The sequence below is a fragment of the Vicinamibacteria bacterium genome (assembly GCA_035570235.1).
In the GTDB taxonomy this organism is placed as follows: Bacteria; Acidobacteriota; Vicinamibacteria; order Fen-336; family Fen-336; genus DATMML01.
This window is the reverse complement of sequence record DATMML010000097.1, coordinates 15,040-40,036: the sequence shown is the minus strand read 5'-3', so window position 1 is coordinate 40,036 and position 24,997 is coordinate 15,040. Positions and strand designations below refer to the sequence as shown.

General features: G+C 68.6%; 21 protein-coding genes, 1 tRNA gene and 1 pseudogene. 12 read left to right on the top strand and 11 right to left on the bottom strand.

Annotated elements, in window-relative coordinates:
- Positions 1 to 26: 26 nt before the first annotated feature.
- From VN461_18340 to VN461_18300, 9 genes and pseudogenes are all read right to left on the bottom strand, one after another.
- On the bottom strand, positions 27 to 1,475 hold the full coding sequence (locus tag VN461_18340; protein ID HXB56733.1) for an NADH-quinone oxidoreductase subunit N: 1,449 nt from the start codon (positions 1,473 to 1,475) through the stop codon (positions 27 to 29).
- Positions 1,475 to 3,022: an NADH-quinone oxidoreductase subunit M gene (locus tag VN461_18335; protein HXB56732.1), complete on the bottom strand. Its 1,548-nt coding sequence runs from the start codon at positions 3,020 to 3,022 to the stop codon at positions 1,475 to 1,477. Before VN461_18335 ends, VN461_18340 begins: the two co-directional genes overlap by 1 nt.
- Complete coding sequence (gene nuoL / locus VN461_18330; GenBank protein HXB56731.1) at positions 3,019 to 4,968, bottom strand: NADH-quinone oxidoreductase subunit L; 1,950 nt, start codon at positions 4,966 to 4,968, stop codon at positions 3,019 to 3,021. Before nuoL ends, VN461_18335 begins: the two co-directional genes overlap by 4 nt.
- A 2-nt stretch (positions 4,969 to 4,970) precedes the next feature.
- A complete protein-coding gene (nuoK, locus tag VN461_18325; GenBank protein ID HXB56730.1) occupies positions 4,971 to 5,285 on the bottom strand; it encodes an NADH-quinone oxidoreductase subunit NuoK in 315 nt (104 codons plus the stop codon).
- Between the two features lies 1 nt (position 5,286).
- The gene (locus VN461_18320) at positions 5,287 to 5,778 is read right to left on the bottom strand and encodes an NADH-quinone oxidoreductase subunit J (protein HXB56729.1); all 492 of its coding nucleotides are present in this window, start codon (positions 5,776 to 5,778) and stop codon (positions 5,287 to 5,289) included.
- Entirely contained in the window at positions 5,775 to 6,806 is a 1,032-nt protein-coding gene (gene nuoH / locus VN461_18315; protein ID HXB56728.1) for an NADH-quinone oxidoreductase subunit NuoH, read from the bottom strand. Before nuoH ends, VN461_18320 begins: the two co-directional genes overlap by 4 nt.
- The gene (gene nuoF / locus VN461_18310; GenBank protein HXB56727.1) at positions 6,806 to 8,119 is read right to left on the bottom strand and encodes an NADH-quinone oxidoreductase subunit NuoF; all 1,314 of its coding nucleotides are present in this window, start codon (positions 8,117 to 8,119) and stop codon (positions 6,806 to 6,808) included. The genes nuoH and nuoF overlap by 1 nt, the downstream gene beginning before the upstream one ends.
- Before the next feature lie 63 nt (positions 8,120 to 8,182).
- Positions 8,183 to 8,626, bottom strand: a pseudogene (locus VN461_18305) (NAD(P)H-dependent oxidoreductase subunit E).
- 10 nt (positions 8,627 to 8,636) lie between these two features.
- The gene (locus tag VN461_18300) at positions 8,637 to 8,987 is read right to left on the bottom strand and encodes an NADH-quinone oxidoreductase subunit A (protein HXB56726.1); all 351 of its coding nucleotides are present in this window, start codon (positions 8,985 to 8,987) and stop codon (positions 8,637 to 8,639) included.
- Positions 8,988 to 9,267: 280 nt separating this feature from the next.
- Between VN461_18300 and pyk the strand changes: the two genes are divergently transcribed.
- The 8 genes from pyk to VN461_18260 all read left to right on the top strand — a co-directional run bounded on the left by pyk (position 9,268) and on the right by VN461_18260 (position 17,192).
- Entirely contained in the window at positions 9,268 to 10,686 is a 1,419-nt protein-coding gene (pyk, locus tag VN461_18295) for a pyruvate kinase (GenBank protein HXB56725.1), read from the top strand.
- Positions 10,683 to 11,126, top strand: a complete 444-nt coding sequence (locus VN461_18290) for a septal ring lytic transglycosylase RlpA family protein (GenBank protein ID HXB56724.1) — start codon at positions 10,683 to 10,685, stop codon at positions 11,124 to 11,126. Before pyk ends, VN461_18290 begins: the two co-directional genes overlap by 4 nt.
- Positions 11,127 to 11,300: 174 nt before the next feature.
- Positions 11,301 to 12,239, top strand: a complete 939-nt coding sequence (locus VN461_18285) for a class I SAM-dependent methyltransferase (protein ID HXB56723.1) — start codon at positions 11,301 to 11,303, stop codon at positions 12,237 to 12,239.
- Positions 12,240 to 12,296: 57 nt separating this feature from the next.
- Positions 12,297 to 14,588, top strand: coding sequence for a PBP1A family penicillin-binding protein (locus VN461_18280; protein ID HXB56722.1), 2,292 nt, complete (start codon positions 12,297 to 12,299; stop codon positions 14,586 to 14,588).
- A 78-nt stretch (positions 14,589 to 14,666) separates the two neighbouring features.
- Positions 14,667 to 14,741, top strand: a tRNA-Val gene (locus tag VN461_18275).
- A gap of 245 nt (positions 14,742 to 14,986) precedes the next feature.
- A complete protein-coding gene (locus tag VN461_18270) occupies positions 14,987 to 15,583 on the top strand; it encodes a carbonic anhydrase (protein ID HXB56721.1) in 597 nt (198 codons plus the stop codon).
- A gap of 275 nt (positions 15,584 to 15,858) precedes the next feature.
- Positions 15,859 to 16,305 (top strand): pyridoxamine 5'-phosphate oxidase family protein, encoded by a 447-nt coding sequence (locus VN461_18265; protein ID HXB56720.1) that lies wholly within the window; start codon positions 15,859 to 15,861, stop codon positions 16,303 to 16,305.
- Between the two features lie 188 nt (positions 16,306 to 16,493).
- Entirely contained in the window at positions 16,494 to 17,192 is a 699-nt protein-coding gene (locus VN461_18260) for a queuosine precursor transporter (protein ID HXB56719.1), read from the top strand.
- On the opposite strand, the gene VN461_18255 is transcribed toward VN461_18260, so the two are convergent.
- On the bottom strand, positions 17,167 to 18,213 hold the full coding sequence (locus VN461_18255; protein ID HXB56718.1) for a thioredoxin domain-containing protein: 1,047 nt from the start codon (positions 18,211 to 18,213) through the stop codon (positions 17,167 to 17,169). The genes VN461_18260 and VN461_18255 overlap by 26 nt on opposite strands.
- On the bottom strand, positions 18,210 to 19,406 hold the full coding sequence (amrB, locus tag VN461_18250; protein HXB56717.1) for an AmmeMemoRadiSam system protein B: 1,197 nt from the start codon (positions 19,404 to 19,406) through the stop codon (positions 18,210 to 18,212). The genes VN461_18255 and amrB overlap by 4 nt, the downstream gene beginning before the upstream one ends.
- A gap of 110 nt (positions 19,407 to 19,516) precedes the next feature.
- Here amrB and VN461_18245 point away from each other — a divergent pair, with 110 nt between their 5' ends.
- The 4 genes from VN461_18245 to VN461_18230 all read left to right on the top strand — a co-directional run bounded on the left by VN461_18245 (position 19,517) and on the right by VN461_18230 (position 24,963).
- On the top strand, positions 19,517 to 19,915 hold the full coding sequence (locus VN461_18245) for a hypothetical protein (GenBank protein ID HXB56716.1): 399 nt from the start codon (positions 19,517 to 19,519) through the stop codon (positions 19,913 to 19,915).
- A 47-nt stretch (positions 19,916 to 19,962) separates the two neighbouring features.
- Complete coding sequence (locus VN461_18240) at positions 19,963 to 21,183, top strand: dipeptidase (protein ID HXB56715.1); 1,221 nt, start codon at positions 19,963 to 19,965, stop codon at positions 21,181 to 21,183.
- A gap of 17 nt (positions 21,184 to 21,200) precedes the next feature.
- Complete coding sequence (locus VN461_18235; GenBank protein HXB56714.1) at positions 21,201 to 22,196, top strand: NAD(P)H-quinone oxidoreductase; 996 nt, start codon at positions 21,201 to 21,203, stop codon at positions 22,194 to 22,196.
- An 85-nt stretch (positions 22,197 to 22,281) separates the two neighbouring features.
- Positions 22,282 to 24,963: a DUF349 domain-containing protein gene (locus VN461_18230; GenBank protein ID HXB56713.1), complete on the top strand. Its 2,682-nt coding sequence runs from the start codon at positions 22,282 to 22,284 to the stop codon at positions 24,961 to 24,963.
- The last annotated feature ends 34 nt before the right edge of the window (positions 24,964 to 24,997 follow it).

Below are 24,997 nucleotides of genomic sequence, written 5' to 3'. Positions count from 1 at the left end.
CGACCGCGGAAGTGTCGGGCTCGCTTCTACTGCAGCGACCGCGCGGCCTGGCGGGCGAGGGCCAGTACCGGCCCCGGGTAGACGCCGAGGCCGAGGACCACCGCCACCGACACGGCCAGGGCCAGCGCGGAGCCCGCGCTCACGGGGCCCCAGGCGTCCTCACCCGCAGGCTCCCGCATGTACATGGCCACGACCACGCGCAGGTAGTAGTAGGCGGAGACCACGCTCATCAGCACTCCCACCACGGCCAGAATCGTGCGCCCGGCGCTCACCGCCGCCCCGAACAGGTAGAACTTGCCCACGAAGCCGGCCGAGACTGGGACCCCGGTCAGGGAGACCAGGAACACGGTGAGGGCGGCGGCCATGGCGGGGCGGCGGGTGGCCAGGCCGGCCACGTCGGAGAGCGAGAGCGGCTCGCGCCCCTGGCCGGCCAGAGCGGCGAGGGCGCCGAAGGCCCCGAGGTTCACCGCCGCGTAGGCCACCAGGTAGAACAGCACCGCCTCCGCCCCCACCGCGGGGACCGCCACCAGGGCGGTGAGCATGTAGCCGGCGTGGGCCACCGAGGAGTAGGCGAGCATCCGCTTCAGGTTGCTCTGGGCCAGCGCCCCCAAGTTGCCGAAGACCATGGTCACGATGGCGAGCACCGCCACCGCCGGCTTCCACCCTCCCGCGAGCCCGGCCAGTCCGGAGGCGAACACCCGGAGGAGGGCGCCGAAGGCGGCCGTCTTTACCCCCGCCGACATGAGGGCGGTCACGGTGGTGGGCGCTCCTTCGTAGACATCGGGGACCCACATATGGAAGGGCACGCTCCCCACCTTGAATCCGAAGCCCACGAGCAGAAGACCGGCTCCGAGCACCGCAAGGGAAGCCCCTCCCGCGGGCAGCCTGTTCAGCGCGGAGGCGATCTGCCCGAGGGTGGTGCTGCCGGCGACGCCGTAGAGGAGGGCCACGCCGTAGAGGAAAAAGGCGGAGGAGAAGGCCCCGGTCAGGAAGTACTTCAGCGCCGCCTCCTGGCTCTCCGGGCGCAGGCGCTGCAAACCGGCCAGGCCGTAGAGGGCGATGGACATGATCTCGAGGGCCACGAAGAGCGAGACGAGCTCCAGACAGGAGACGAGGCCCAGCATGCCCACGATCGCGAAGAGGACGAGCGCGTAGTACTCGACGCGGTCCATGCCCGTCGCTTTGAGATAGGAGGGCGAGAGGAGGACGGTCAGGACGCCGATGCCCAGGATCAGCCCTTGCGTGAACAGAGCGAAGTCGTCCGCGGTGACGCTGCCCCCCGTCACCGCCACCCCACCCCCGCCCTGGGCGACGATGATGACCGCGAGCAAGCCCCCTCCGAGGCCGACGAGCGAGATCTCGGCGGCGGGGGCCCGCCGACCGGGGGGGGTGAACGCTCGGAGCAGGAGCACGGCCAGGCCCGTGACGGCCACGATGAAGGCCGGGAAGAGCGGCCGCAGGTCCAGGGTGCCCATCACGGCCGGGTCGCCCCCGGAGGGCCGGGCGCGGGGGCCAGGGCCGAGCTCGCGAGGGGGGCCGGCCCGGCATGCTGTCTCACCTGCCGAACGAGGCTGTCCACCGAGGGCTCGATGCTCCGGGTGAAAAGCGGGCTCGCCACCCCCATGAAGAGGGCCAGGGCGACCAGGGGAAGGAGGATCGCCGCCTCCCGGGCCGAGAGGTCGGCCAGGGCGCGGTTCCTCTCGTTCGTGACCTCGCCGTAAAGGACCCGCTGCACCATCCAGAGGATGTAAGCCGCGGCCAGGACCACGCCCAAGCTGGCCACCACGGTCAGGGGCTGGCTGAAGGGCCAGGAGCCGATGAGGATGAGGAACTCACCCACGAAGCCGTTGAAGCCGGGCACGCCCATGGAGGAGAGGCAGACGAGGAGAAAGATCGCCGCGTACCAGGGCATGACGTTCTTCAAGCCCCCGAACTGGGCGATGACCCGGGTGTGGCGCCGATCGTAGAGCATGCCCACCAGGAAGAAGAGCGCCCCCGTGGAAACGCCGTGGTTCAGCATCTGGTAGACCGAGCCCACCATGGCGGTGGTGGTGAGGGAAGCGATCCCGAGCATGACGAAGCCAAGATGGGCAACCGAGGAGTAGGCGACGAGCTTCTTGAGATCGGGCTGCACCAGGGAAACGAGCGCTCCGTAGATGATCCCGATCACGGCCAAGACCCCGAGGAGGGGGGCAAAGCGCAGGGCGGCGGCCGGGAATAGGGGGAAGGCCACGCGCAGGAAGCCATACCCGCCCATCTTGAGCAGGACCCCGGCCAGGATCACGGAGCCCGCGGTGGGGGCCTCCACGTGGGCGTCGGGCAACCAGGTATGGAACGGCCACATGGGAACCTTGATGGCAAAAGCCAGCGCGCAGGCCGCGAAGAGCCAAACCTGCAGACCCGCGTCCACGGGAAACCGCGCCAAGGTGGCGATGTCGAAGGTCTGGGTGTGGCTCGCCCGGTAGAGGACCAGGAAGGCCACCAGCATGAGCACGCTGCCCGCGAACGTGAACAGGAAGAACTTCACCGCCGCGTAAATCCTCCGCTCGTGGCCCCAGATCCCGATCAGGAAGTACATGGGGATGAGCATCGCCTCCCAGAACACATAGAAGAGGAAGAGGTCCAGGGACACAAACACGCCCATCATGCCCGCTTCCAGAAGGAGCATGAAGATCCCGAACTCCCGCACGCGGTGGTCGATCGAAGACCAGGAGCCGAGCAGGCAGAGAGGGGTCAGAAAGGCGGTGAGGACCACCAGCCAAAGGCTGAGGCCGTCCACGCCCAGGTGGTAGGAGATGCCGTAGGCGGGGAGCCAGGCGCGCTGCTCCACGAACTGCATCGCGGGAACGGCCTCGAAGCCGCGCACGAGGAGGAGGGAGAGGAGGAACACGGCGGTGGACACCCCGAGCCCCAGCAGCTTCTGCGCTCTCTCCGCCTCCCGGCGGGTGAAGGCGATGGCGGCCGCCCCCGCCACGGGCAGGAAAACGAGCGCGGTCAGGAGGTGCTGGCTCAGGAAGGTCATGACCACAGCAGGTAGCCGAGCAGGGCCACCGCTCCCGCTAGGATGAGCAGGGCGTACGACCGAACGTAGCCGGTCTGGGCCAGGCGCACCCTCTGCCCGAGGGCCCCCACCAGCTCGGCTCCTCGGTTCACGGCCCCGTCGATCAGCCCCCCGTCGACCCGCTTCCAGAGCAGGGTCTCGCTCTCCCTCACCAGGCGGTCCACCAGCCAGTTGTAGGCGTCGTCGAAGTGGTACTTGGCCTCGAAGAGGCGCGCGAGTGGGGTCAAGGCCAGGGACACCCGCGCGGGCAGGCCGGGGTAGAGCACGTACGCGTAGTAGGCAGCCACGATCCCGACCACGGCGTTCAGGCTTGCCAGCAAGGGCAGCCAGGGCATGTAGTGGTGCCCGGCGGGGGCGAGTCGAAGGGCGGGCTGGATCAGCTCCGGCACCGCAACGAACCCTCCCACCGCCGAACCCACGGCCAGGAGCACGAGCGGCCCGCGCATCGTCCAGGGCGACTCGTGGACGTGGGGCTCGGCGGCCGGGCCTCCGCGGAAGCTCCCGAAGAAGGTCAGGAACATGAGCCGGGACATGTAGAAGGCGGTGAGAAAGGCGGTGAGGAAGCCGAGCGCGAAGAGTCCGGTCTTGCCCGCCAGCAGCGCCCCCCGGAGGATCTCGTCCTTGCTGAAGAAGCCGGCCAAGGGGGGGATGCCGGCGATGGCCAAGGTGCCCACCACGAACGTCCAGAAGGTCCAGGGGATCTTCGCTCGCAGACCACCCATGTTTCTCATGTCCTGCTCGCCGCTCAGGGCGTGGATCACGGAGCCCGCGCCCAGGAAGAGCAAGGCTTTGAAGAAGGCGTGGGTGAAGAGGTGGAAGATGGCCACCCCGAACGCTCCCACTCCGCAGGCCAGGAACATGTAGCCGAGCTGGCTCACGGTGGAATAGGCGAGCACCTTCTTGATGTCGGTCTGGACGAGGGCAATGGTGGCGGCCATGAGCGCAGTGGCTCCCCCGACCACCGCCACCACCGTGAGGGCGCCCGCGGAGAGATGGTAGAGGGGGGCCAGGCGGGCCACCAGATACACGCCCGCGGTGACCATGGTGGCGGCGTGGATCAGAGCGGAGACGGGGGTGGGGCCCTCCATGGCGTCGGGCAGCCAGACATGCAAGGGAATCTGCGCGCTCTTACCGCAGGCGCCCACGAAGAGGAGCAGGCAGACCAGGGTCACGACCCCGAACTCGCCCCCGGCCTCGGGAGCGAGCGCACTTGCGTTGTCGGCGATGGTCACGAGGTCCAGGCTGCCGAAGGCGTGGTAGGCCAGGATCATGCCCAACAGCAGGCCCACGTCGCCGATGCGGTTCACGATGAAGGCCTTCATCCCCGCATCGGTGGCGCTCTTCCGGCGGAACCAGAACCCGATCAGGAGGTACGAGCAGAGCCCCACCCCTTCCCAGCCCACGAACATCAAGGGCAGGTTGCCCCCCAAGACCAGGAGGAGCATGAAGAACGTAAAGAGGTTCAAGTAGGAGAAGTAGCGGACCCGGTCCTCGTCGTGGGCCATGTATCCCAGGGAGTAGATGTGGATGAGCGAGCCCACCCCCGTCACGACCAGGATCATCACGGAGGAGAGGGGATCCAGGAGCAGGCTCAGGGAGACCCGGAACCCCCCGGCCTCGATCCACTCGTAGCCCAGGTAGGGCTGGGCAAAGCGGAGGCCGGTGGGCCCTCCCACCAGACCCTGGAGGCGGATCACGGACCAGGCCGCGAGGGCGAAGGACAGGAGCACGAGAGCGCAGGCCAAGAGGGTGGCCCCCCACTCGTCGTTGTCCCTCCGGAACCGCTCCCCGAACAGGGCCAGGCTGATGGACCGGAAGAGGGGGAACAGGGCTAGGGTGATGAACCCGAAGAGGGGGAGCATGGGGATCATGAAGGTCGCGACGATCAACGCGTGATCTTCGAACATCGCTACCACTTCATGAGGTTGAAGGCGTCCACGTCCAGGGTGTCGCGGTGCCGGTGGATGGCGATCACGATGGCCAGGCCCACCGCCGCCTCCGCCGCCGCCACCACCATCACGAAGAAGACCAGGACCTGCCCGTCCAGGGTGCCGAAGGCCCGGCTGAAGGTCACGAACGCCAGGTTCACCGCGTTCAGCATGAGCTCCACGCACATGAAGACGGTGATGACGTTGCGGCGCAGGAAGACGCCGAGCGCCCCGATCGCGAACAGCCCCAGGCTGAGGAGGACGGCGTAGTTCAAGAAGGCGGGCCCGGGGGGCATTTCAGGGATCCTTCTTGGCCAGGGCCACCGCGCCCACCAGCGCGGCCAGGATCAGGATCGAGGTGGCCTCGAAGACGTAGAGGAAGCGGGGGGAGAAGAGGATCTCCGCCATTTTCCGCGTGGAAGCGTCGAAGTCAGGGGGGGCCGGGTGGTGCCAGTGGAGGAGGACGGTCCCCACCTGGAAGACGAGCAGCACGGCCAGGGCGAAGGCGGTGCCCGCGAGCGCGCGCCAGCTCCCCTCCTCCTGGGACTCGCGCTTGACGTTCAAGAGCATGAGCACGAACAGGAAGAGAACCATGATGGCGCCGGCGTAGACCACCACTTGCAGCACGGCGATGAAGGGGGAGCCCAGGAGGCCGTAGATCGCAGACAAAGAGCAGAGGTTGAGGATGAGGGCAAAGGCGCTGTAGAGCGGGTTCCGCTGGCCCACCACGACCAGGGCGGAGCCCAGGGCGGCGCCCGCGAACATATAAAAAAGGATGGCGTCGATCATGATCCGAAGACCGTCACCATGACCGCGGTGACCATGATGTTGAGGACGGCGAGAGGGATCAGCACTTTCCAGCCAAAGTCCATGAGCTGGTCGTAGCGGAAGCGGGGAAGGGTGCCCCGCAGCCAGACGAAGACGAAGAGCACGAAGAACACCTTGGCCCCGAACCACACGAAGCCCAGGAGCCCGTGGGAGGGGAGGAAGGGCAAGCCCGAGTACCAGCCCCCCAGGAAGAGGTCGGTGGCCAGGACCGAGACCGTGATCATGTTGATGTACTCGGCGATCTGCATGAGGCCGAAGCTCATGGACGAGTACTCGGTGTGGAACCCCGCGACCAGCTCGGTCTCGCCTTCAGGGAGGTCGAAGGGAATGCGGGCGACCTCGGCAGTGGCGGCCACGAAGTAGACCAGGAAGGCCAGGGGCTGCCTGACGATGTTCCAATGGACGAGCCACCCTGCCTGGTGCTGGACGATGTCGCCGATCTTGAAAGAGCCCGCGAGCATGATGATCCCGACCCAGGAGAGGCCCAGCGCCAGCTCGTAGGAGAACATCTGGGCCGAGGAGCGGAGGCTGCCCAGGAGGGTGAACTTGTTGTTCGCGGACCAACCCGCCACCACCACCCCGTACACTCCCAGGGCGGTGATGGCGAAGATGAAGAGCACGCCGACCCCGAGGTCCGCCACCTGGAGCTGCCACTGCCGGCCGAAGAGCGTGAAGGGCGGCCCGTAGGGGATCACGGCAATGGCCATGAAGGCGGCCGCGACCGAGATCAAGGGGGCGGCCACGAAGGCCTTGCGGTTGGCCTCCGCGGGCATGGTCTCTTCCTTGAAGAAGAGCTTGATGGCGTCGGCGTAGGGCTGGAAGAACCCCAGGGGTCCGGTGCGGTTGGGACCCAGGCGGAACTGCATGAAAGCCAGAACCCGCCGCTCCAACCAGGTCATGTGCACGAAGGTCAGCATGTTGATGTTGAAGATGACGAAGACCTTGGCCGTGTCGCCCAGCAGGGCTTGCCACCAGAGCAGGGGGACCATCAGGGCGCCACCCCCGTCAGGCGTCGAGCCCTCGCCTCCTCGAACGTCCCCGCCACCGCGCGCCAGCACTGTTTCTCGCGCACGTGGTATTCGAACTCCTCCCGGAACTTCTTGAGGTTGGACTGGGGAGGGGCCACCGCCGCGTCCCCGAAGGGGCAGAGGGTCTTGCCCGCGATGGCGTCCGTCACCCGCCAGAGGGTGTCCAGGTCCTTGTCCGCTCCCTGCCCCTCCTCGATCTGGGTCAGGAGCCGCAGCAACCAGCCCGTCCCCTCTCGGCAGGGGGAACACTTGCCGCAGGACTCGTGCTTGTAGAAATAGGTCAGGTTGCGCGCGGCCCAGACCATGCACGTGGAGTCGTCCATCACGATCGTGCCCGCGGAGCCCAGCATGCTCCCCGCCTTGGCCACGCTCTCGAAATCCATCCCGATGTCGATCTCGTCCGCGGTGAGTACGGGGGTGGAGGAGCCGCCCGGCACCACCGCCTTGAGCTTCCGGCCCTCGCGGATCCCCTGCGCGTACCCGTCGCCGTAGATCAGCTCCCGCAGCGTGATCCGGCCCATGGGCGCCTCGTAGCTTCCGGGCCGCTTCACGTGGCCGCTGATGGAGTAGAGCTTGGGCCCCCCGTTCTTCTCCACCCCGTAGCCGGCGAACCACTCCGCCCCCCTCTCCAGGATGAGAGGGACGCAGATGAGGGTCTCCACGTTGTTGACGATGGTGGGGCATCCGTAGAGCCCCACGTTGGCGGGAAAGGGGGGCTTCATCCGGGGCTGGCCGCGTTTGCCCTCGAGGCTCTCCAGGAGGGCCGTCTCCTCCCCGCATTCGTAGGCGCCCGCGCCCCGGTGGACATGGACCTCCACGTCCACCCCCGTGCCGAGGATGTTCCGGCCCACGTAACCGGCGGCCCGCGCCTCCTGGAGCGCCGTCTCCAGGTTGCGGGCCCCCTCGTGGAACTCACCGCGGATGTAGATGTAGGCGGTGCGGGAACGGATGGCGTGGCACGAGACCACCGTGCCCTCGATGAGCTGATGGGGGTCCTGCTCGATGATGACCCGGTCCTTGTAGGTGCCGGGCTCGCTCTCGTCCGCATTGACGCAAAGGTAGCGGGGCTTGGGGTTCTCCTTGGGCAGGAGGCTCCACTTGAGTCCGGTCGGGAAACCGGCCCCCCCCCGCCCGCGCAGGTTGGACCGCTTGACCGTCTCGATGATGTCTTCGGGCTTCATGGAGAGGAACTTCTTCAGGTTGGCGTACCCCCCCCCCGCCTGGTAGGTGGCGAGGGCCTGGGAGTTCTTCTTCCAGACGTTGCGGAAGAGGATGTGCTCGCCCGGGCTCTTTGGCCAGACGAATGGGCGCCTTACCGTCTCCCCCGCGAGCACACGGTCGATGTCGGCTTCCGTGGCCCCTTCCAGCCAGGCCCCGTCCACCTGGACCGCGGGCGCGCCCCCGCAGGCGGCCAGGCACTCCACGCGCTTGACCGTGAACTTCCCATCCGCGCTGGTGCCGCCCTCCGAGATCCCGAGCTTGCGGCAGGTCGACTGAAGCAGGCCCTCCGCCCCCCCTAGCGAGCAAGAGAGCGTGGTGCAAAACTCGAGGAGCGTGCGGCCCTCGGGCTGGAAGCGGTACATCGCGTAGTAGCTGGCGGTGTCGTGGACCTGGGCGGGCGTGAGGTCGAGCAGCCTTGCCAGGTACTCCATCGCCTCTTGGCTCAGGTATCCGAACTGCTCCTGGGCGAGGAAGAGGGCGGGCAAGAGCGCGGAACGCTTCACCGGATAGCGCTCGAGGATCTCGTCGAACTTCCGCTTGTTCTCGGGAGTGAATTCCATCAGGCCGGACTCACCAGTCGAGGGCTCCCACCTTCCAGGCGTAGACGAAGCCGCCCCCGATGAGGACGATGAACACGCCCATCTCGAGGAGGCCGAAGAGCCCCAGATCCCGGAAGATCAGTGCCCAGGGGTAGAGGAAGGCCGCATCCACGTCAAAGAGGATGAAGAGCATGCAAACCAGGTAGAACTTGATCGGGAAGCGCTCCCGCGCGGTGCCGATGGCGGGCACCCCGCACTCGTAGACCGAGTTCTTGGCGGGATCCGGACGCGGGCGACCGATTAGGCGCGACAGGATCGCGGTGGAGACCGCGAACCCCAGGGTGACCGCGCCGAGAATCAGGATAGGGGCGTAGCCGGGCATGGCGTTCGCTGCTGAACTCGAAGCGCGGGAAACCTAGTTCTATGAACCCCGGACGAGGGGTGCATCGACGGTAAAGCGTGGAGACTATAGCGTTCCCCTGAACGGAGTGTCAAACCTCCGGGAGCGCCCAGGGGTCCGCGCCCGGCCAGGGCTTGACCGACGCCGCGCCGACCGTGCCGATCATCGCAGGAAGCCTGCGGTCGCCTCCAGCGAGGTGTCACGGATCCATCTGAACGGCCCCGCCCCGTCCCCGCCGGGAGAGGGTCGGGTATACTCGGCCATGCAGCGCACCAAGATTGTGGCCACCATCGGCCCCGCCTCCCGCGACCCCCAGGTGCTCGAGCGCCTCGTCCGGGCGGGCGTCAACGTGGTTCGGCTGAACTTCTCCCACGGCGAGCCGGAGCAGCACCTCCAGGTTCTGAACGCGGTGCGGGAGATCGGGGCCCGTCTGGGTCAGCCCGTGGCGATCCTTCAGGACCTCGCAGGGCCCAAGATACGCATCGGCAACGTCAAGGGGGGCGAGGCGGTCGAGCTGCGGGAGGGCGCGCGCCTGGTCATCACCACCGATGAGAGAGTGGAGGGCACGAAGGAGAGGATCTCCACCACTTACGAGCCCCTCCCCCACGACGTCTCGCCGGGCGACAAGATCCTCCTCGACGATGGCAATCTCGAGCTCAAGGTCTTGAAGACCGGGGGCGAGAGCGTGGAGTGCGAGGTCGTTCACGGCGGGCTCTTGAAGGCCCACAAGGGAATGAACCTGCCGGGGGTCAAGCTCTCCAGCCCCGCCCTCACGGAGAAGGATCGCCGCGATCTTGCCTTCGGCGTGGAGCACCGCGTGGACTACGTGGCCCTCTCCTTCGTCCGCCAGGCCGCGGACGTCGAGGAGGCGAAAGCCCTCATCCGCTCGCACGGGGGTTCGATGCCGGTGATCTCCAAGATCGAGAAGCGGGAGGCCGTGGACAACCTGCCCTCGATCCTCGAGGCCACGGACGGTGTGATGGTGGCCCGGGGCGATCTGGGGGTGGAACTCTCCACGGAGGAGGTGCCCACCCTGCAGAAACGGATCATCCAGATGGCCAACGGCGCGGGCAAGGTCGTCATCACCGCCACCCAGATGCTGGAGAGCATGGTCGAAAACCCGCGGCCGACCCGAGCCGAGGCTTCCGACGTGGCCAACGCCATCCTGGACGGCACGGACGGGATCATGCTCTCCGCGGAGACCGCCTCCGGACGCTACCCGGTGGAGACCGTGGAGACCATGGCCCGCATCGCGCGCTACACCGAGGAGCACTACATCTTCGGGAGCCCGGCCCGCATGAGCGGCGGCGGCCCGGGCTCGCTCGTGGCCCGGAGCCTGGCCCGCGTGGCTTCCACGGTGGCGGAGGAGCTGGCGTGCAAGCTCGTGGTGGCCTTCACGGAGTCGGGTTCCACCGCCCGCCTGCTCTCGTCGTTCCGTCCGCGACCGCCCATCGCCGCCATCACCTACCACGAGGAGACCTACCGCCGCCTCGCCCTCTGGTGGGGGGTGGTGCCCGTCAAGTCGGAGTTCGCAGCCACCACGGACGAGATGATCGTGAAGGGCGAGGCGTTGCTCAAGCGCCGGGGTCTCGCGGCCGCGGGGGACACGATCCTCATGCTGGCCGGCCAGAGCCACAGCGCGGGCGCCACGAACATGTTGCGCGTGCACACCATCTCGTGAGGGCGTGCCGGGCGGCGCTGCCCCTGGTCACGGTCTTGGTCCTCGCGGCCTGCGGGGATCACCGACCCCCCCTAAGCCCCCGGCGAACGGCGGTCACGCCGCCCGTGGGAACGGTGGTCGAAGGCACGGCCTCATGGTACGGACCCGGCTACCACGGCCGGCGGACCTCCAGCGGTGAGGTCTTCGACCAGGACGATCTGACCGTCGCCCACTCCGACTGGGCCTTCGGAACCCGGGTCAGGGTCACTCTGCTCTCCACCGGCCGGAGCGTGGTGGTGAGGGTCAACGACCGCTTCGCCAACCACAAGGGGCGGCTAGTCGACGTCTCGAGAGGAGCGGCCCGGCGGATCGGCCTCATCGGCCCCGGCACGGGGCGGGTGCGGTTGGAAGTCGTGGACACGCCCACCAGCGATTCCTCGGGCTTATCCAATAAGCGATAACCGGAGAGCCACTCCCCGGACCGACCTTCTTTCCCGTCGGAGCCAGACTAAGTCGACCCCTTGCAGACGGTTGACTGCGCCCGGCGGCAGGCGTGCCCGGCGGGCCGCGATTTTCGTGGCTCGGGCCGCGGAAAGCGGGAATAGAATGGCCGGGGACTAGAAAGGACCCCGCGCATGGAGACGGCCCTGGCCGGGGGACGCGCCCTTCTCGATCAGGCTTACGAGCAGATCGAGCGCGGAGATTCGGTCGATGACGGGATGGACCGCCTGGTGGTCGGGCTCAGGGCCCTCCGGCAGAGCTCGCCCGCGCGGGCCTGGGAAGCCTTCTGCCGCACCGAGTGCGTGGGCCACCCCGTTCGCTTCCTGGTCCACCAGGACCCACTCACGGAGAGGGCTTTCTTCAAGCCCCGCGGATATCCGGGGGACGCCGTGCTTCTCGACCTCTTTTACGGCGCGGAGGGGGTCAACGTTTACGTGGACGATGCCACCCCGCTGGGACGGCAGATTTACCACTATACGAGCAACGCTCCCGCCGCCCGTGCCCTCCGCCGCCGCAGGGAAATCCTGGCCACCATGATCGACCAGGTCTCGGACTCCATCTCCGCCTCTCGCATCATGACCCTGGGCTGCGGCCATCTGCGGGAGGCCGAGCTCTCTTCTGCGGTCAAGCAACGACGGGTGGACCGGTTCCTGGCTGTGGACCGCGACCCGGACAGCTTGCGTGTGGTGCGGGAGAAGTTCGGGCCTTTGGGAGTGGAGACGGCGGAGAGCACGGTCAACGAGCTGATCGAGAGCGCGGATCGGCTGGGAACCTTCGACCTCGTTTACGCCGCCGGTCCCTACGACCACCTGCACCGGCTCATGGCCACCCGGTTGACGGAGGCCCTGTTCAAGACCACGCGCCCGGGGGGCCTCCTGCTGGTGACGAATTTCGTGCACGGAATCAAGGACGTCGGTTACATGGAAGCCTTCATGGACTGGCATCTGAACCACCGTAACGCAAGCGACATGTTCGCTCTCAGCTCTTCCCTGCCCGAGGACCAGATCGCCGACCGTCGCACCTTCGCGGAGGAGAGCGGCGGTATCGTGTTCCTAGCCGTCCGCCGCCGGTAGCGGGCGCGGCACCCGGGTCGCGACCCTCCCGTCATATACTGGGACCGCGGCCCCTTCATGACCGACCCCACACGGAACGTCTACTCCCCTCAGCGGCTGCGGCTGGTCCTGATCCTCCTCTCCTTGGTCACCTTGCCGGTGGTGGTGGGCTGCTCCACCCTCATTTACTACTACTTGCGCTTCAGCGTGCTCGTGGAGCGTCGGCTCCGGGGCGAACGCTGGATGGTGCCCTCCCGCCTCTACGCGCGCCCCCTCGTCCTTCGCGAGGGCCTGCCCCTCTCTGCGCGCGGGCTGGTCAAGTCCCTGAACGGCCTCAAGTACGAGCAGAAGGCGGGGGGGGCACCCGGCCCCGGGGAGTTCGTGGCGGGGGAGAAAACCGTCACCTTCAATCCCCGCCCCATCCCGGGGGCGGCCCGCGAGCCCTTGATCGTGGCCTTCGAGAAAGACCGGTTGAAGGACATGAAAGGCCTGGGCACGAAGAAGCGTTATCCGGAGCAGGGACTGGAGCCCGAGCTCATCACCTATCTCTTCGACGAGAGCCGGGAGAAGCGCCGGCTCGTACGCTACGAAGAGCTGCCCGATCCCCTGATCAAGGCCGTGCTCGCCATCGAGGACCGCCGGTTCTTCAGCCACCCCGGCCTGGACCCTTTTCGCATCGTGGGCGCCGCCCTCCGAAACGTGCGGGCGGAGAGCTACATCCAGGGGGGCAGCACCATCACCCAGCAGCTCTGCAAGAACTTCTTCCTCACCCCCGAAAGGACCGTGCGCCGCAAGGTGCAGGAGGCCATCCTCGCCTTTGTGCTCGAGCGGCGGGCGGAGAAGAAGGACATCCTGGAGCTCTACTTGAACGAGGTCTATCTGGGCCAGGCGGGATCTTTCAGCATCAACGGCGTGGGAGAGGCGGCCCGGATGTACTTCCACAAGGACGTGGCGAACCTCACCCTCCCAGAGGCGGCGCTGATCGCGGGGATGATCCAGTCCCCCAACCCCTACAACCCCTATCGGCATCCCCAGCGGGCCGGCGAGCGCCGCAACCAGGTCATCCGGGCCATGAATGAGGCGGGCTTCATCGACGCCGCCAAGATGGAGGAGGCCCTCGCCCAGACCCTCAAGGTCGAGTCCACGGCCTTTGACAGCACGGAGGCCCCCTACTTCGTGGACCTCGTGCGCTCCCAGATAGCCCAGCGCTACGACGCCAAGGACCTGACCACCCAGAACCTCTCCATCCTCACCACCCTGGACCTGCAGCTCCAGGCGGTGGGCCAGGATGCGCTCGAGAACGGCCTCCAAGCCGTCCAGAAACTGGTCAAGGCCAAGAACCACGGACCCGTTCAGGGCTGCCTGATCGCGCTCGAGCCCGCCAGCGGCCACGTGGTGGCCCTCGTCGGCGGGCGCTCTTATGGCGCCAGCCAGTACAACCGTGTGATCCAGGCCCGCCGCCAGCCGGGCAGCACGTTCAAGCCATTCGTGTACCTGACCGCCTTCGAGGCCACGTTCGAGGATCCCGCCTTGCCCCCCATCACCCCGGCCACGGTGGTCGAGGACGCGCCCCAGGTTTTCTTCTTCGAGGACAAGGAGTACATCCCCCAGAACTACGAGGATAAGTACTTCGGCAACGTCACGCTCCGAAAGGCGCTCGCTAAGAGCCTTAATGTGGCTACGGTGAAGGTGGCGGAGATGGTGGGCTACGGGCGGGTCGCGGATCTCTGGTCGAACAAGCTGGGCATCGGCGCCCCCATCAAGCCTTACCCGGCGGTGGCCCTGGGCTCGTTCGAGGCCACCCCTTATGAGATGGCCACCGCCTACAACATCCTCGCCAACGGCGGCCTGAAGGTCGAGCCCGTGACCGTGCTCCGGGTGACGGACGAGAAGAACCGCACCCTAGAGCAGCACCGGCCGCCCCCGCCGCAGCGCGTGGTGCACGAGGAGTCGGCCTTCCTGGTGACGAACATGCTGCGCGCCGTGCTGAACGAGGGAACGGCCGCCGCTGCCCGGGCTTGGGGCTTCAGCGCGGACGCCGCGGGCAAGACCGGCACCACCAACGACCTCCGTGACGCCTGGTTTGCCGGCTACACGCCCGACCTGCTCTGCGTGGTCTGGGTGGGCTTCGACGACAACACCCCCATCGGCCTCTCCGGCGCTCGCGCCGCCCTACCCATCTGGGTGGATTTCATGAAGGGGGCCCTGGCCGGGACCAAACCTCGCCCCTTCCCGGTGCCTTCGGAGAACGTGGTCTTCGTGGACATCGACAAGGACACGGGGCTCTTGGCCACGCCGTACTGTCCCACGGTGGTGTCAGAAGCTTTCATCGCGGGCACCGAGCCCATGGAACGCTGCCGCCACCACTGAAAGGCGGTTGCGATTCCCGCTCTGGCGCCGGCCCCTTGATTTCCCGTCCGGCCCGGGTCTATGCTGCCCTACGCAGATGGGCGCTTAACTCAGCGGTAGAGTGCCACCTTCACACGGTGGAAGTCGTAGGTTCGAATCCTACAGCGCCCACCAATCTCAAGAGTTATCGCCGTAGAGCTGACGAGTCGGGTCCAATTGGGTCCCTCTCTGGGGTCCGGAATGGACCCCTCCCCCTCCCGCCACGGACTCAAGGAGGGCAAGGGCGTGTGGTGCCGGTTAGCGACGAGATGCACTGACCAAAGGACCCGTGGCCCCGGCAGGTGACATCGGGGGGTTACTCGGGGCAACGGGGGTGATCGAACTTGAAGGCCGCGGCACTCGAAGCACTGGGGCGCCTGATGGAAGGAAACACCCGGTTTGCCTCTTGCACGGGGAGCGTGGACGGTCTGTCCAGTCGCACTCGGCGCCTCGAATTGCTGACGGGCCAGCAGCCGTTTGCGATCGTCCTTGGATGTTCCGATTCGCGCGTCCCCGCAGAACTCGTGTTCGACCAAGGCCTGGGAGACCTGTTCGTCATCCGCGTTGCCGGGAACATCGTTGCTCCCTCACAGATCGGCAGTGTGGAGTTTGCTGCGGAGCGGTTCGGCACGAGGTTGGTCGTAGTCCTCGGCCATTCCCAGTGTGGCGCCGTTCTCGCCACCCTGGAAGAGCTCCGGCGGCCCAACGAAGGTCAATCGAGGAATCTGCGCTCCATTGTCGACCGCATTCGCCCGTCCGTGGAGGGCCTCTTGGCGACACCATTCGCGCGGGACCTCGACACTCTCGCGCGGGAGGCCGTCCGCGCCAACGTCCGCGCCTCGGCGAATCAGCTGCGGCATGGTTCCGAGACTCTCGAGCGGCTGATCGAACAAGATGGCTTGCTCGTCGTGGGCGCAGAATACTCTCTTGAGAGCGGTACGGTGGACGTGTTCGATGGTGCGTTAGAAGCCGGCTAACTAAGGGTTGGGCGGACGAAGCCGGCCAAAGCGTAGCAGTCTCGCCGCTCAACCCTGCCGCTACGGACCTAAACGCGACCGACAGTGTGCCAACGCCTCTACATCGCTAGCCGAACGAAGCTGAAAACGGTTCGGAAGACGAAGGCCGCGCCGTTCCTCGCCGTCCAGGACAAGTGACGATGCTCGGCCCGAGGTCGTTTCGGGCCAGATTGATGACCGTAGTTTGACATCCGTCGCGAAGCCCAGTGGGTGGCAGATGAAGAATAGAGGAGTAGATGAACAGGGTGGAGCTGTTAGCGTTGCTGCGGCGGCATCGCGTGGCCGTGCAGACCTCGGTAACCGCGAGCGGCGCACCGCAGGCCGCGATCGTGGGCATTGCGATCGGGGACACCTTTGAAGTGGTCTTCGATACGCTGCAAACCAGCCGCAAGGCTCAGAACCTGCGGCGCAATCCGCGCATCGCGCTGGTCCTCGGTGGCTGGACGCCCGGGGAGGAGCAAACGGTTCAGTACGAGGGCGTAGCAGACGAACCGAGGGGAGCGGACCTAGAGCGCATCCGGCAGCTGTATTTTGAGGTTTACCCGGACGGCCGTGAGCGACTGGCTTGGCCAGGCCTGATCCATGTGCGTGTCAAGCCGACTTGGCTCCGCTATAGCGACTTCAACCAGACGCCGGCGGCGATCCTGGAGTTCTCCGCGGACCAGTTGGCGGCGCTAATATGAAGGGTGGCGCAATCAAAGCGCTGAGGCTGACCGCGCCCGAGGTCTGCTTGGGGCGATGCAGCTGAGGGCGGCGGTATACCGACGCCAGGCTCACCGCGTGACCGGGTGGCTGAAGCCCGCGCTGGAGTCGTAGGTTCAGCTGCTGCACCGGCCACCCCCAATCTCCGGATCGCCTAAGGAGTCGAGCGATGCCCCAGGACGCCTCCCCGCCGGCCCGCGCCTATCGATACTACGACCTGGTCATGGCGGCCTTCGTGACCGTATTGCTTTGCGCCAATCTCATCGGGGCCTCGAAGGTGGCCAGCCTCTGGGGCTTCACCTTCGGCGCGGGTGTGCTCTTCTTCCCCATCAGCTACGTCTTCGGGGATGTGCTGACCGAGGTCTACGGCTATGCGCGGGCGCGCAAGGTGGTGTGGGCGGGGTTCAGCGCTCTGATCTTCGCGTCGTTCATGAGCTGGGCCATCCTGGCCTTCCCCCCCGCACCCGGATGGGAGCACCAAGCCGCCTTCGAGACCGTCTTCGGCAACACCTGGCGGATCGTGCTCGCCTCGCTCACCGCCTACTTCTGCGGGGAGTTTTGCAACTCCTACGTACTCGCAAAGATGAAGCTCTGGACCGAGGGGCGCCTGCTCTGGAGCCGAACCATCGGCTCCACCATCGTGGGGGAGGCGGTCGACTCGCTGATCTTCTACCCCCTTGCCTTCCTTGGCGTGTGGCCCAACGAGCTCGTGCTCCGCGTGCTGGTGGACAACTATCTGTTGAAGGTCGCCTGGGAGGTCGTCATGACACCCCTGACCTACAAAGTCGTGAACTTCCTCAAGCGGGCAGAGAGCGAGGACTATTTCGACCGCGACACGAACTTCACTCCGTTTTCGCTGGAGGCTTGAGCGCGGTCGCCTCCAGCTCGTCGTCGATGACTTGGGCGAAGCTCTCGAAGGGCATGGCTCCCACGAGCGGCCGTCCGTTGATAAAGAAGGCGGGAGTGGCGGACACCCCGTAGCGCGCCCCCTCCTCCAGATCCCGCGTCCAGTCGGCCGCGTGTCGGCCCGAGTCCAGGCACTGCTCGAAACCCTGCGCCTCCAGGCCCAGCTCCCCCGCGTAGCGCTTCAGGTCCGACAGCTGGAGCCGGGCCTGGTTCTCGAAAATGCGGTCGTGCATCTCCCAGAACTTCCCCTGCTCCCCGGCGCAGGCTCCGGCTTCCGCCGCCTTTGCGGCTTGGGGATGCATCGGCAGGGGGAAGTCGCGGTAGACCATCCGGACCCGATCGCCGTAGGTAGCGCGCAGGCGATCGAGGGTGAGACGGGCGCGGGCGCAGTAGGGGCATTGGAAGTCCGAGAACTCCACGATGGTCACGCGCGCCCCTCGGGGTCCGCGGCTGGCACCCGCTCCCGGCTCCACCGCCAGCCGCAACGGCTCCCGAAGCACGCGCACGCCGGCCTTGGCGCGGAGCTCGCGAACGAAGGCCTCCCGCCGCTCCCGCTGGCGCTGCTGCGCCAGCCCGGCATCGATCAGCTTCAGCGCCGCCGATTCTCCCTCATCCCGGAAGCGCTCTTTGTTGCTCTCGTAGAAGGCCTTTACCTCAGAGGGCGTCACGGTGGCCTTCTCCTCGACCTCCGTCTTGAGGAGGGTGGTCAGGGTGATCCCCCGTGCGGCCGCCTCCCGTTCCAGGAGGGCTTGGGTGATGAGCTCGTCCAGGGCCTGGCTTCGGAGGCTGTCCTCCCGAAGGCGGAGCTCCAGGAGCGGGCCCTTGATCGCCTCCTCCAGCTGGAGGGCGGTGATGGGGACGCCGCCCACCACCGCCACCGGGCGGGGCGGCGGGGGCGCGTCCTCGCCCGCGGGCGCGGGCCCAGCCGGGCCCAGAGCCAGCAGGCAAAGGCCCCAGGCGGGGATTGCGATTCGGTTGGTCATGAGGCTCCTTTGCTGAGGGTGGCCCCGGGCGCCGCGAAGGCCATGCCGGCAAACGTCACCACGCTCTCGGGGTCGATGTTCCATTGCTCGTAGCGAAGCAGCTCCCCGCGCAGGGGTCCCGCGGCGTGCAGGAAGGTGTAGAAGGGCGAAGCCCCGCACCACTTGAGGTCATCGTCTCCCTTCCCTTCCACGAGGTCCCAGAAGCCCCCGGCGTCTCCCCTGGCGATCCGGGTGATCCGCTCCCGATCCCGCTCCGCCACCGCCGCCATCTCGCCACCGTCGGCCCTCGCCACGAACCCGTCCCCGTAGCGCCGCCCCATGTGGGCCATGTCCACGCCCAGCACCCAGAAGAGACGGTCCTCCTCACGGACGGCCAGCTCGGAAAGGACGTCCAGGAAGCGGCGCACGCCCTCATCGTCCTCCGGCCGGGCGCGGGGGAGGAAGGGGCCGCACAGGATGGGGAGGACACGGATCTCCGGCCCGAGGACGTGCTGCAGGAAAATGACCTGGAACTCGATCGAGTGCTCGACCGCGTGGCAGTAGTCCTCGCTGCGCACGACCCGGCCGCCCTCCCGTTCCAGCCGCTCCACCAGCTCGAGGTCGGAGAGGGACTCGCCGAGGGGCGTGGCGAAGGGCTTGCGGGTGAGACCGAAACGGCCCGGCTCGCCGTAGTGGGATGTGCCGAGGATCACGAACGTGCGGTCCGCGAGGTCGGGCCCGAGCAGCCCGTACGCGGCCCCGTACGACCGCCATCCCCCCTCGGGGCTGACGTGGGGGGCGGCGATGCCGCGCAGGTCGGCGGGCGCTCCCCGGCCCGGCCCCGCCGCCAGGTAGCCGCCCAGGGTGGTGGCCAGCGCGGCCGGCTCCGCCGGGTAGGCGGTGCCCGCGTGCACCGGCTCCCTCCGCGACGCCCCCGTGAAGGCGCGCTGCCGCTCCTCCTGCAGGCGCTCTAGGGTCTCGTTGGCGAGAAACCCGCCCCCTCCCAGCGTGTCCACCAGGTGGCGCACGGCCCGTTGGACCTGGATCTCCCCCGTGGCGCGGACCAGGGCCTCCGCCAGGTCCAACTCGTCGTGCTCGCCGTCGAAGAGCCTCAGGAAGGGAACGAGAGGGGGGGGGATGATGAGCGCGTCCTCGGTGTAGCGGAGGGGGTCGCGCATGAGCAACCCCGGTCGGTCCCGCACCGGCGACGGCATGACATCCAGGTCTTGCCGGAGGGGAGGGAGGGGACGAGCCACCCGGCCATGGTACATGAGGGGGGGGGCGGACTTGACACGCCGCCGCCGGGCAAAACAGGATGGTTATCATGACGTCCGCGACCTGGACGTGCCCCAGCTGCAAGCGTCGGGTTCCGAACCGGGTGTCGGTGTGCCATTGCGGCACCACCCGGGAGCAGGCCGACCGCGGCGAGCTCCCCCCGCCGCCGGCCGCGCCTCCCGCACGGGCCCGCCGGGGGTTGCTGTCCGAGCTGCCCGCCTGGTCGAGCCTTCCCTGGGACCTAAAGGCCCTGGCCATCGCCTTCGGGCTGGTCGTGGTCCTGGCCGTGGTGGTTCTCTTCCTGCCCTCCCGGCCCCAGCAAATTCGGCCCGTCCTCGGTTGGACCGACCCCACGCCCCCGCCCCCCGCGTCGCCTTCGCCCCTGCCCCGCTCGTCCCCTTCGCCCGCGCCCTCCCCGAAGCACTGGAAGCTCCCCTGGTCCCGGTGAGCAGCGCCGGCTTCCTGAGGCTATCGCGGGCCATCGCCCTCCTGGTCCTGGCCCCCACCCTCCTTTCCGCCCAGGAGGACGGGGCGCTCCGACGGGCGCGCAAGCTGCTCGAGAAGCATCCGCTGATCGATGGTCACAACGATCTTCCCTGGGCGATCCGTATCGACAAGCACGCTCCGCGGGACGTCGAGGCCTACGATCTCCGCCGGCCCACCCCGGGGCAGACAGACCTTGCCCGCCTGCGCGCGGGCGGAGTGGGCGGGCAGTTCTGGTCCGTCTACATCCCGGGAGAGGACAAGGCCGGGGGCTTCGCACGCGTGCAGCTCGAGCAAATCGATATCGCTCGCCGCGTCATCGCGCGCTACCCCGAGCATCTGTCCTTGGCCCTCACCGCGGACGAGGTGGAGAAGGCCATGAAGCGCCACCGGGTGGCCTCCCTCCTGGGCATCGAGGGCGGGCACGCGATCGAGAACTCGCTGGGTGCGCTCCGCGCCTACTACGACCTGGGCGTGCGCTACATGACCCTCACCCACAACGCGACCCTGGACTGGGCCGATGCCGCGCAGGACACGCCGCGCCACGGCGGTCTCACGAGGTTCGGGGAGGAGGTGGTGCGGGAGATGAACCGGCTGGGCATGCTCGTGGATCTCTCCCACGTCAGCCCGGAGGTGATGGCGGCCGCCCTCCGGGTGTCCGAGGCCCCCGTCATCTTCTCCCACTCTTCGGCCCGCGCCCTCGCCGACACCCCGCGCAACGTTCCCGACCCCATCCTGCAGAGGCTGCCCGAGAACGGGGGGGTGGTCATGGTCGCCTTCGTGGCGGCCTTCGCGTCTGCAGATGTGGCCCGCGTCATGACCCCGCTCTTCGCCGAGTACAAGCGGCGGAGCGAGGGCATGGCCGACGAAGGAGAGCGCGAGCGCCTGCTCAAGGAGATGCGCGCCGCGGTCGTTGTCCCCACGGCGACCATCGCCCAGGTGGCCGACCACATCGAATACGTACGCAAGGTGGCGGGGGTGGACCACGTGGGGCTGGGAGCGGACTACGACGGCAACGACCTCTGGCCGGAGGGTCTGGAGGACACATCTCGCTATCCGTACCTCTTCGCGGAGCTGATCCGCCGCGGCTGGAGCGATAAGGACCTCGAGAAGTTGGCCCAGGGGAATGTGCTGCGCGTGCTGCGGGGGGCGGAGGCCACGGCCCGGCGCTTGCGGGCTCAGCGGCCGCCCTCCCTGGCCACCATCGAGGCGCTCGACGGCAAGCAGCCGTGACCGACGGCAGGGCCACCATGGCCGTGGTCGAAATCGCCCAGCCTGGCCCCCCCGAGGCGCTGCGGCCCGGCCAGCGCCCGGTGCCCCAACCCGGACCCGGCGAGGTGTTGATCCGGGTGGCGGCGGCGGGCGTGAACCGGGCGGACGTCATGCAGCGCCAGGGCAAATACCCACCGCCGCCCGGGGCCTCCGATCTTCCCGGTCTCGAGGTGGCGGGCAGGATCGTGGCCGTGGGCAGCGGGGTGGGCGAATGGCAGGTCGGCGATGAGGTGTGCGCGCTCGTGGCCGGCGGTGGCTACGCCGAGTATTGCCTGGCCCCCGGCCCGCAGTGCCTGCCCGTGCCCCGCAGGCTCAACATGGTGCAAGCGGCGGCGCTGCCCGAGACATTCTTCACGGTTTGGACCAGCGTCTTCGAACGCGGGCGCCTGGCCGCGGGCGAGACCCTGCTCGTGCACGGCGGGTCCAGCGGGGTCGGCACCGCCGCCATCTCTTTGGCCCGGGCCTTCGGCGCCCGCGTTCTCGTGACCGCCGGCTCGGCCGAGAAGTGCGCGGCCTGCGAGCGGCTGGGCGCGGAGCGCGCCATCAACTATAGGACCGAGGACTTCGTGGCCGTGGTGGCGGAGAGGACGGGTGGGCGGGGCGTGGACGTCATCCTGGACATGGTGGCCGGCGGCTACGTGCCCCGCAACATCGAGGCCCTGGCCCTCGATGGCCGGCTGGTCGTAATCGCGATCCCCGGGGGGGCCCGCGCCGAGGTCGACCTGCGGGCGGTCCTTCATCGACGCCTGACCCTGACCGGCGGCAGCCTGCGCGTGCGCACGGTCGAGCAGAAGGGGGCCATCGCGCGGGCGCTCGAAGAGCATGTCTGGCCCCTTCTCGAGGCGGGGCGGGTGGCTCCCGTGGTCCACGCCACCTTTCCCCTGGCCGAGGCGGCCGCCGCCCATCGGCTCATGGAGTCGAGCGCCCACATAGGGAAGATCGTGCTCGTAGTCCCCCCGGGGGCGGGGGCCTGACCGGTAAGAGGGCCCGCCCCGCGCTCTCCCTGCCCCGGAGGCTCCGCTACGCGGACGAGTTTGCCTGGGTTATATTGCGGGAGGGATGACCCTTCTCGATCGGTTCCGGCCGAAGCCCGAATGGCAGCACCCCGACGCGCTGATCCGCGCGGATGCGGTGCGGCGGATGGATTCCCGGGAGCGGGACACCCTGGAGGCCATCGCCCGCGAGGACGTGGATGCGCGCGTGCGCCGCGCGGCCGTTAAGAAGCTGGGCCCGGCTTCGGTGCTGGGAGCCATCGCCCGCGGGGACCGGGACGAGGGCGTCCGCGAGGAGGCGGCCGAGGTCTTGGCCGGCCTTGCCATCCACGAAAGGGACGCAGCGGCGAGTGCGGAAGCGGTGGCCTCCCTCGACGATCCCCGGCACTTGGCCGCCGTGGCCAAGTCCGCCGTCCTCGAGTCCACCCGGAGGGCCGCGCTTGGCCGGCTGGGGGACGCCAAGGCCCTGGGGGGGGTGGTGCGCGAGGCCCAGGATCCCGCCATCCGCCTGGAGGCGGTGGCCCGGATCCAGGACCCGGCTGTGCTCGCGGCGATTGCCCTGAACGGTGAACACAAAGCCTCGGCCCTGGCCGCGGTCGAGCGGGTGGCGGACGGGGAGGCCCTGACCGCAATCGCGGCCCGGGCCAAGGTGGGCGCGGTCGCCCGCCGCGCCCGCGCCCGGCTCGAGTCCCTCGCTCCCCCGCCCCCCCTCCCTCCGCCGGAGGCCGTCAACGAGGAGGAGGAACAGCGGCAGCGGGAGCGGTTCGAGGAGGCGCGCCTGCGCGAGGAGCGCCGGCAGCAGGAGCGGGCGGGAGAGCGGGGAGCGCGCAGTGCCCTCTGCGCGTCCCTGGAATCCTCGAAAGGTCCCGATGCTCTGCGCATCCTGGAGGAGGCCCGCGCGGCGTGGGCCGCCCTCCCCCCCGCGGCGGGGGCGGAAAAGGAGGCCCTCGACCGCCGTTTCGAGGAGGCCGCAGAGGCGTGCCGGGAGCGGCACCGGGCCTGGACGGAGGCCCAGACCCTCCTCGTCCGCGGAGGGGAGCTCGTCGCGGAGGCGGAGGGCCTCGCCGAGTCGGCCGACCTCGCCGGGGCCAGGAGCGGCCTGGCCGCGCTGCAGCAGAAATGGCATGCCCTGCCGCCGCCTGCGGGCGGGGAGGCTCTCCAAACGCGCTTCGACCGGGCCGCCGCGCGGCTCCGCGCGCGGGAAGCGGAGGTAAGGGCGGAACGGGAGGGACGGGAGAAAGAAAACTTGGCCCGGCTGGAGGCCCTCTGCGCGCGTTGCGAAGGCCTGGCCCAGAGCGAGCGCCTCACCCTGAAAGAGGCGGACCGCGCCTCCCGCGAGGCCAAGCAAGCCCTGGAGGACCCCGGGCCCCTTCCCTCCCGCCGCGATCGCGAGACGCTGAGCGCCCGATTGGGATTGGTGCGCAAGGCCCTCTACCGGCGGCTCCAGGAGCTCCGCGAGGACGAGGAGTGGAAGCGCTGGGCCAACGTAGGGGTCCAGGAGGAGCTGACCGTACGCGCGGAGGCGCTGCGAGCGGAGGCGGACCTGGAGGCAGCGGCGCGCGCGCTGCACGAGCTGGACGCCCGCTGGAAGCAGGCCGCGCAAGCCCCCAAGGAGCAAGGGGAGGCCCTCTGGGCCCGCTTCAAGGCCGCACGCGATGAGGTGAAGGCCCGTTGCGACGCCTATTTCGCCCGGCTGGCCGAGGAGCAAGCGGAGAACCTAGCCAAGAAGGAGGCGCTCTGCGCGCGCGCGGAGGCCCTGGCCGAGTCCACGGACTGGCTGAAGACGGCGGAGGAGATCAAGGCCTTGCAGGCGGAATGGAAGGCCATCGGCCCCGCCTCCCGCACCCGGGCCAAGGCGCTCTGGGAGCGCTTCCGCAAGCCCTGCGATCGATTCTTCACCCGCCGCCAGGAGAACCGGGAGCAGCGGACCCGCGAATGGGGGGCCAATCTCGAGAAGAAGGAGGAGCTCTGCACGCGGGCGGAGGCCCTGGCCGAGTCCACGGAATGGGAGAAGACGGCGGCGGAGGTCCGGCAGCTGCAGGCGCAGTGGAAGGCGATCGGACCGGTGCGAAAGAACAAGTCCGAGGCCGTCTGGGCGCGGTTCCGCGGGGCCGCCGACCGCTTCTTCGAACGCTACAAACACCGGGAGGAGCTGGAGCAGGCGGCCGGGCTGACCGCGCGCGAGGCCCTTTGCGCGGAGCTCGAGGCGCTGGCCGCGGCGGAGGCTCCCGAGGACCTCGGGGTGCGCGTGCAAGCGGTGCAGGTCGCTTGGCGGCAGGCGGCCCCCGCCACGCCCGAGGCCCTGGCCCCCCTCTCCGCTCGCTTCGCGGAGGCCCGGGACCGCGTAGTGCTCGCCCACCCCCAGAGCTTCGCGGGGACCGACCTGGATCCGGAAGCCAACCGCCGGAAGATGGAGAAGCTCTGCGCGCGCGTGGAGCGCCTCCTGGAAGAGCTTCAACCCGCAGGGGGGGACCCTTCGGGGGCCGACCTCGCCCAGCGGTTGCGCAACGCCCTCGCCTCCAACACGATCGGCGGCCACGCCGCCGTGGAGGCCAGATGGCAGGCCGCCCAGCAAGAGGTGGAGTCGGCGCAGGCGGCCTGGCGCCGCTTGGGCCCCCTCCCGGGAGAGGCCGGGCTCACCCTTCGGGGGCGGTTCGAAGACACTTGCCGCCGCTTCTTCGCGCAGCGGCCGCCCCCCGCGACCCGGCGGACGCCCCCCGAGCCGGCCCGCTCGCGGCCCCGTTCCTGAGGCCCCAGCGGCCGGCGCGCCAAGCTGAAGAAGT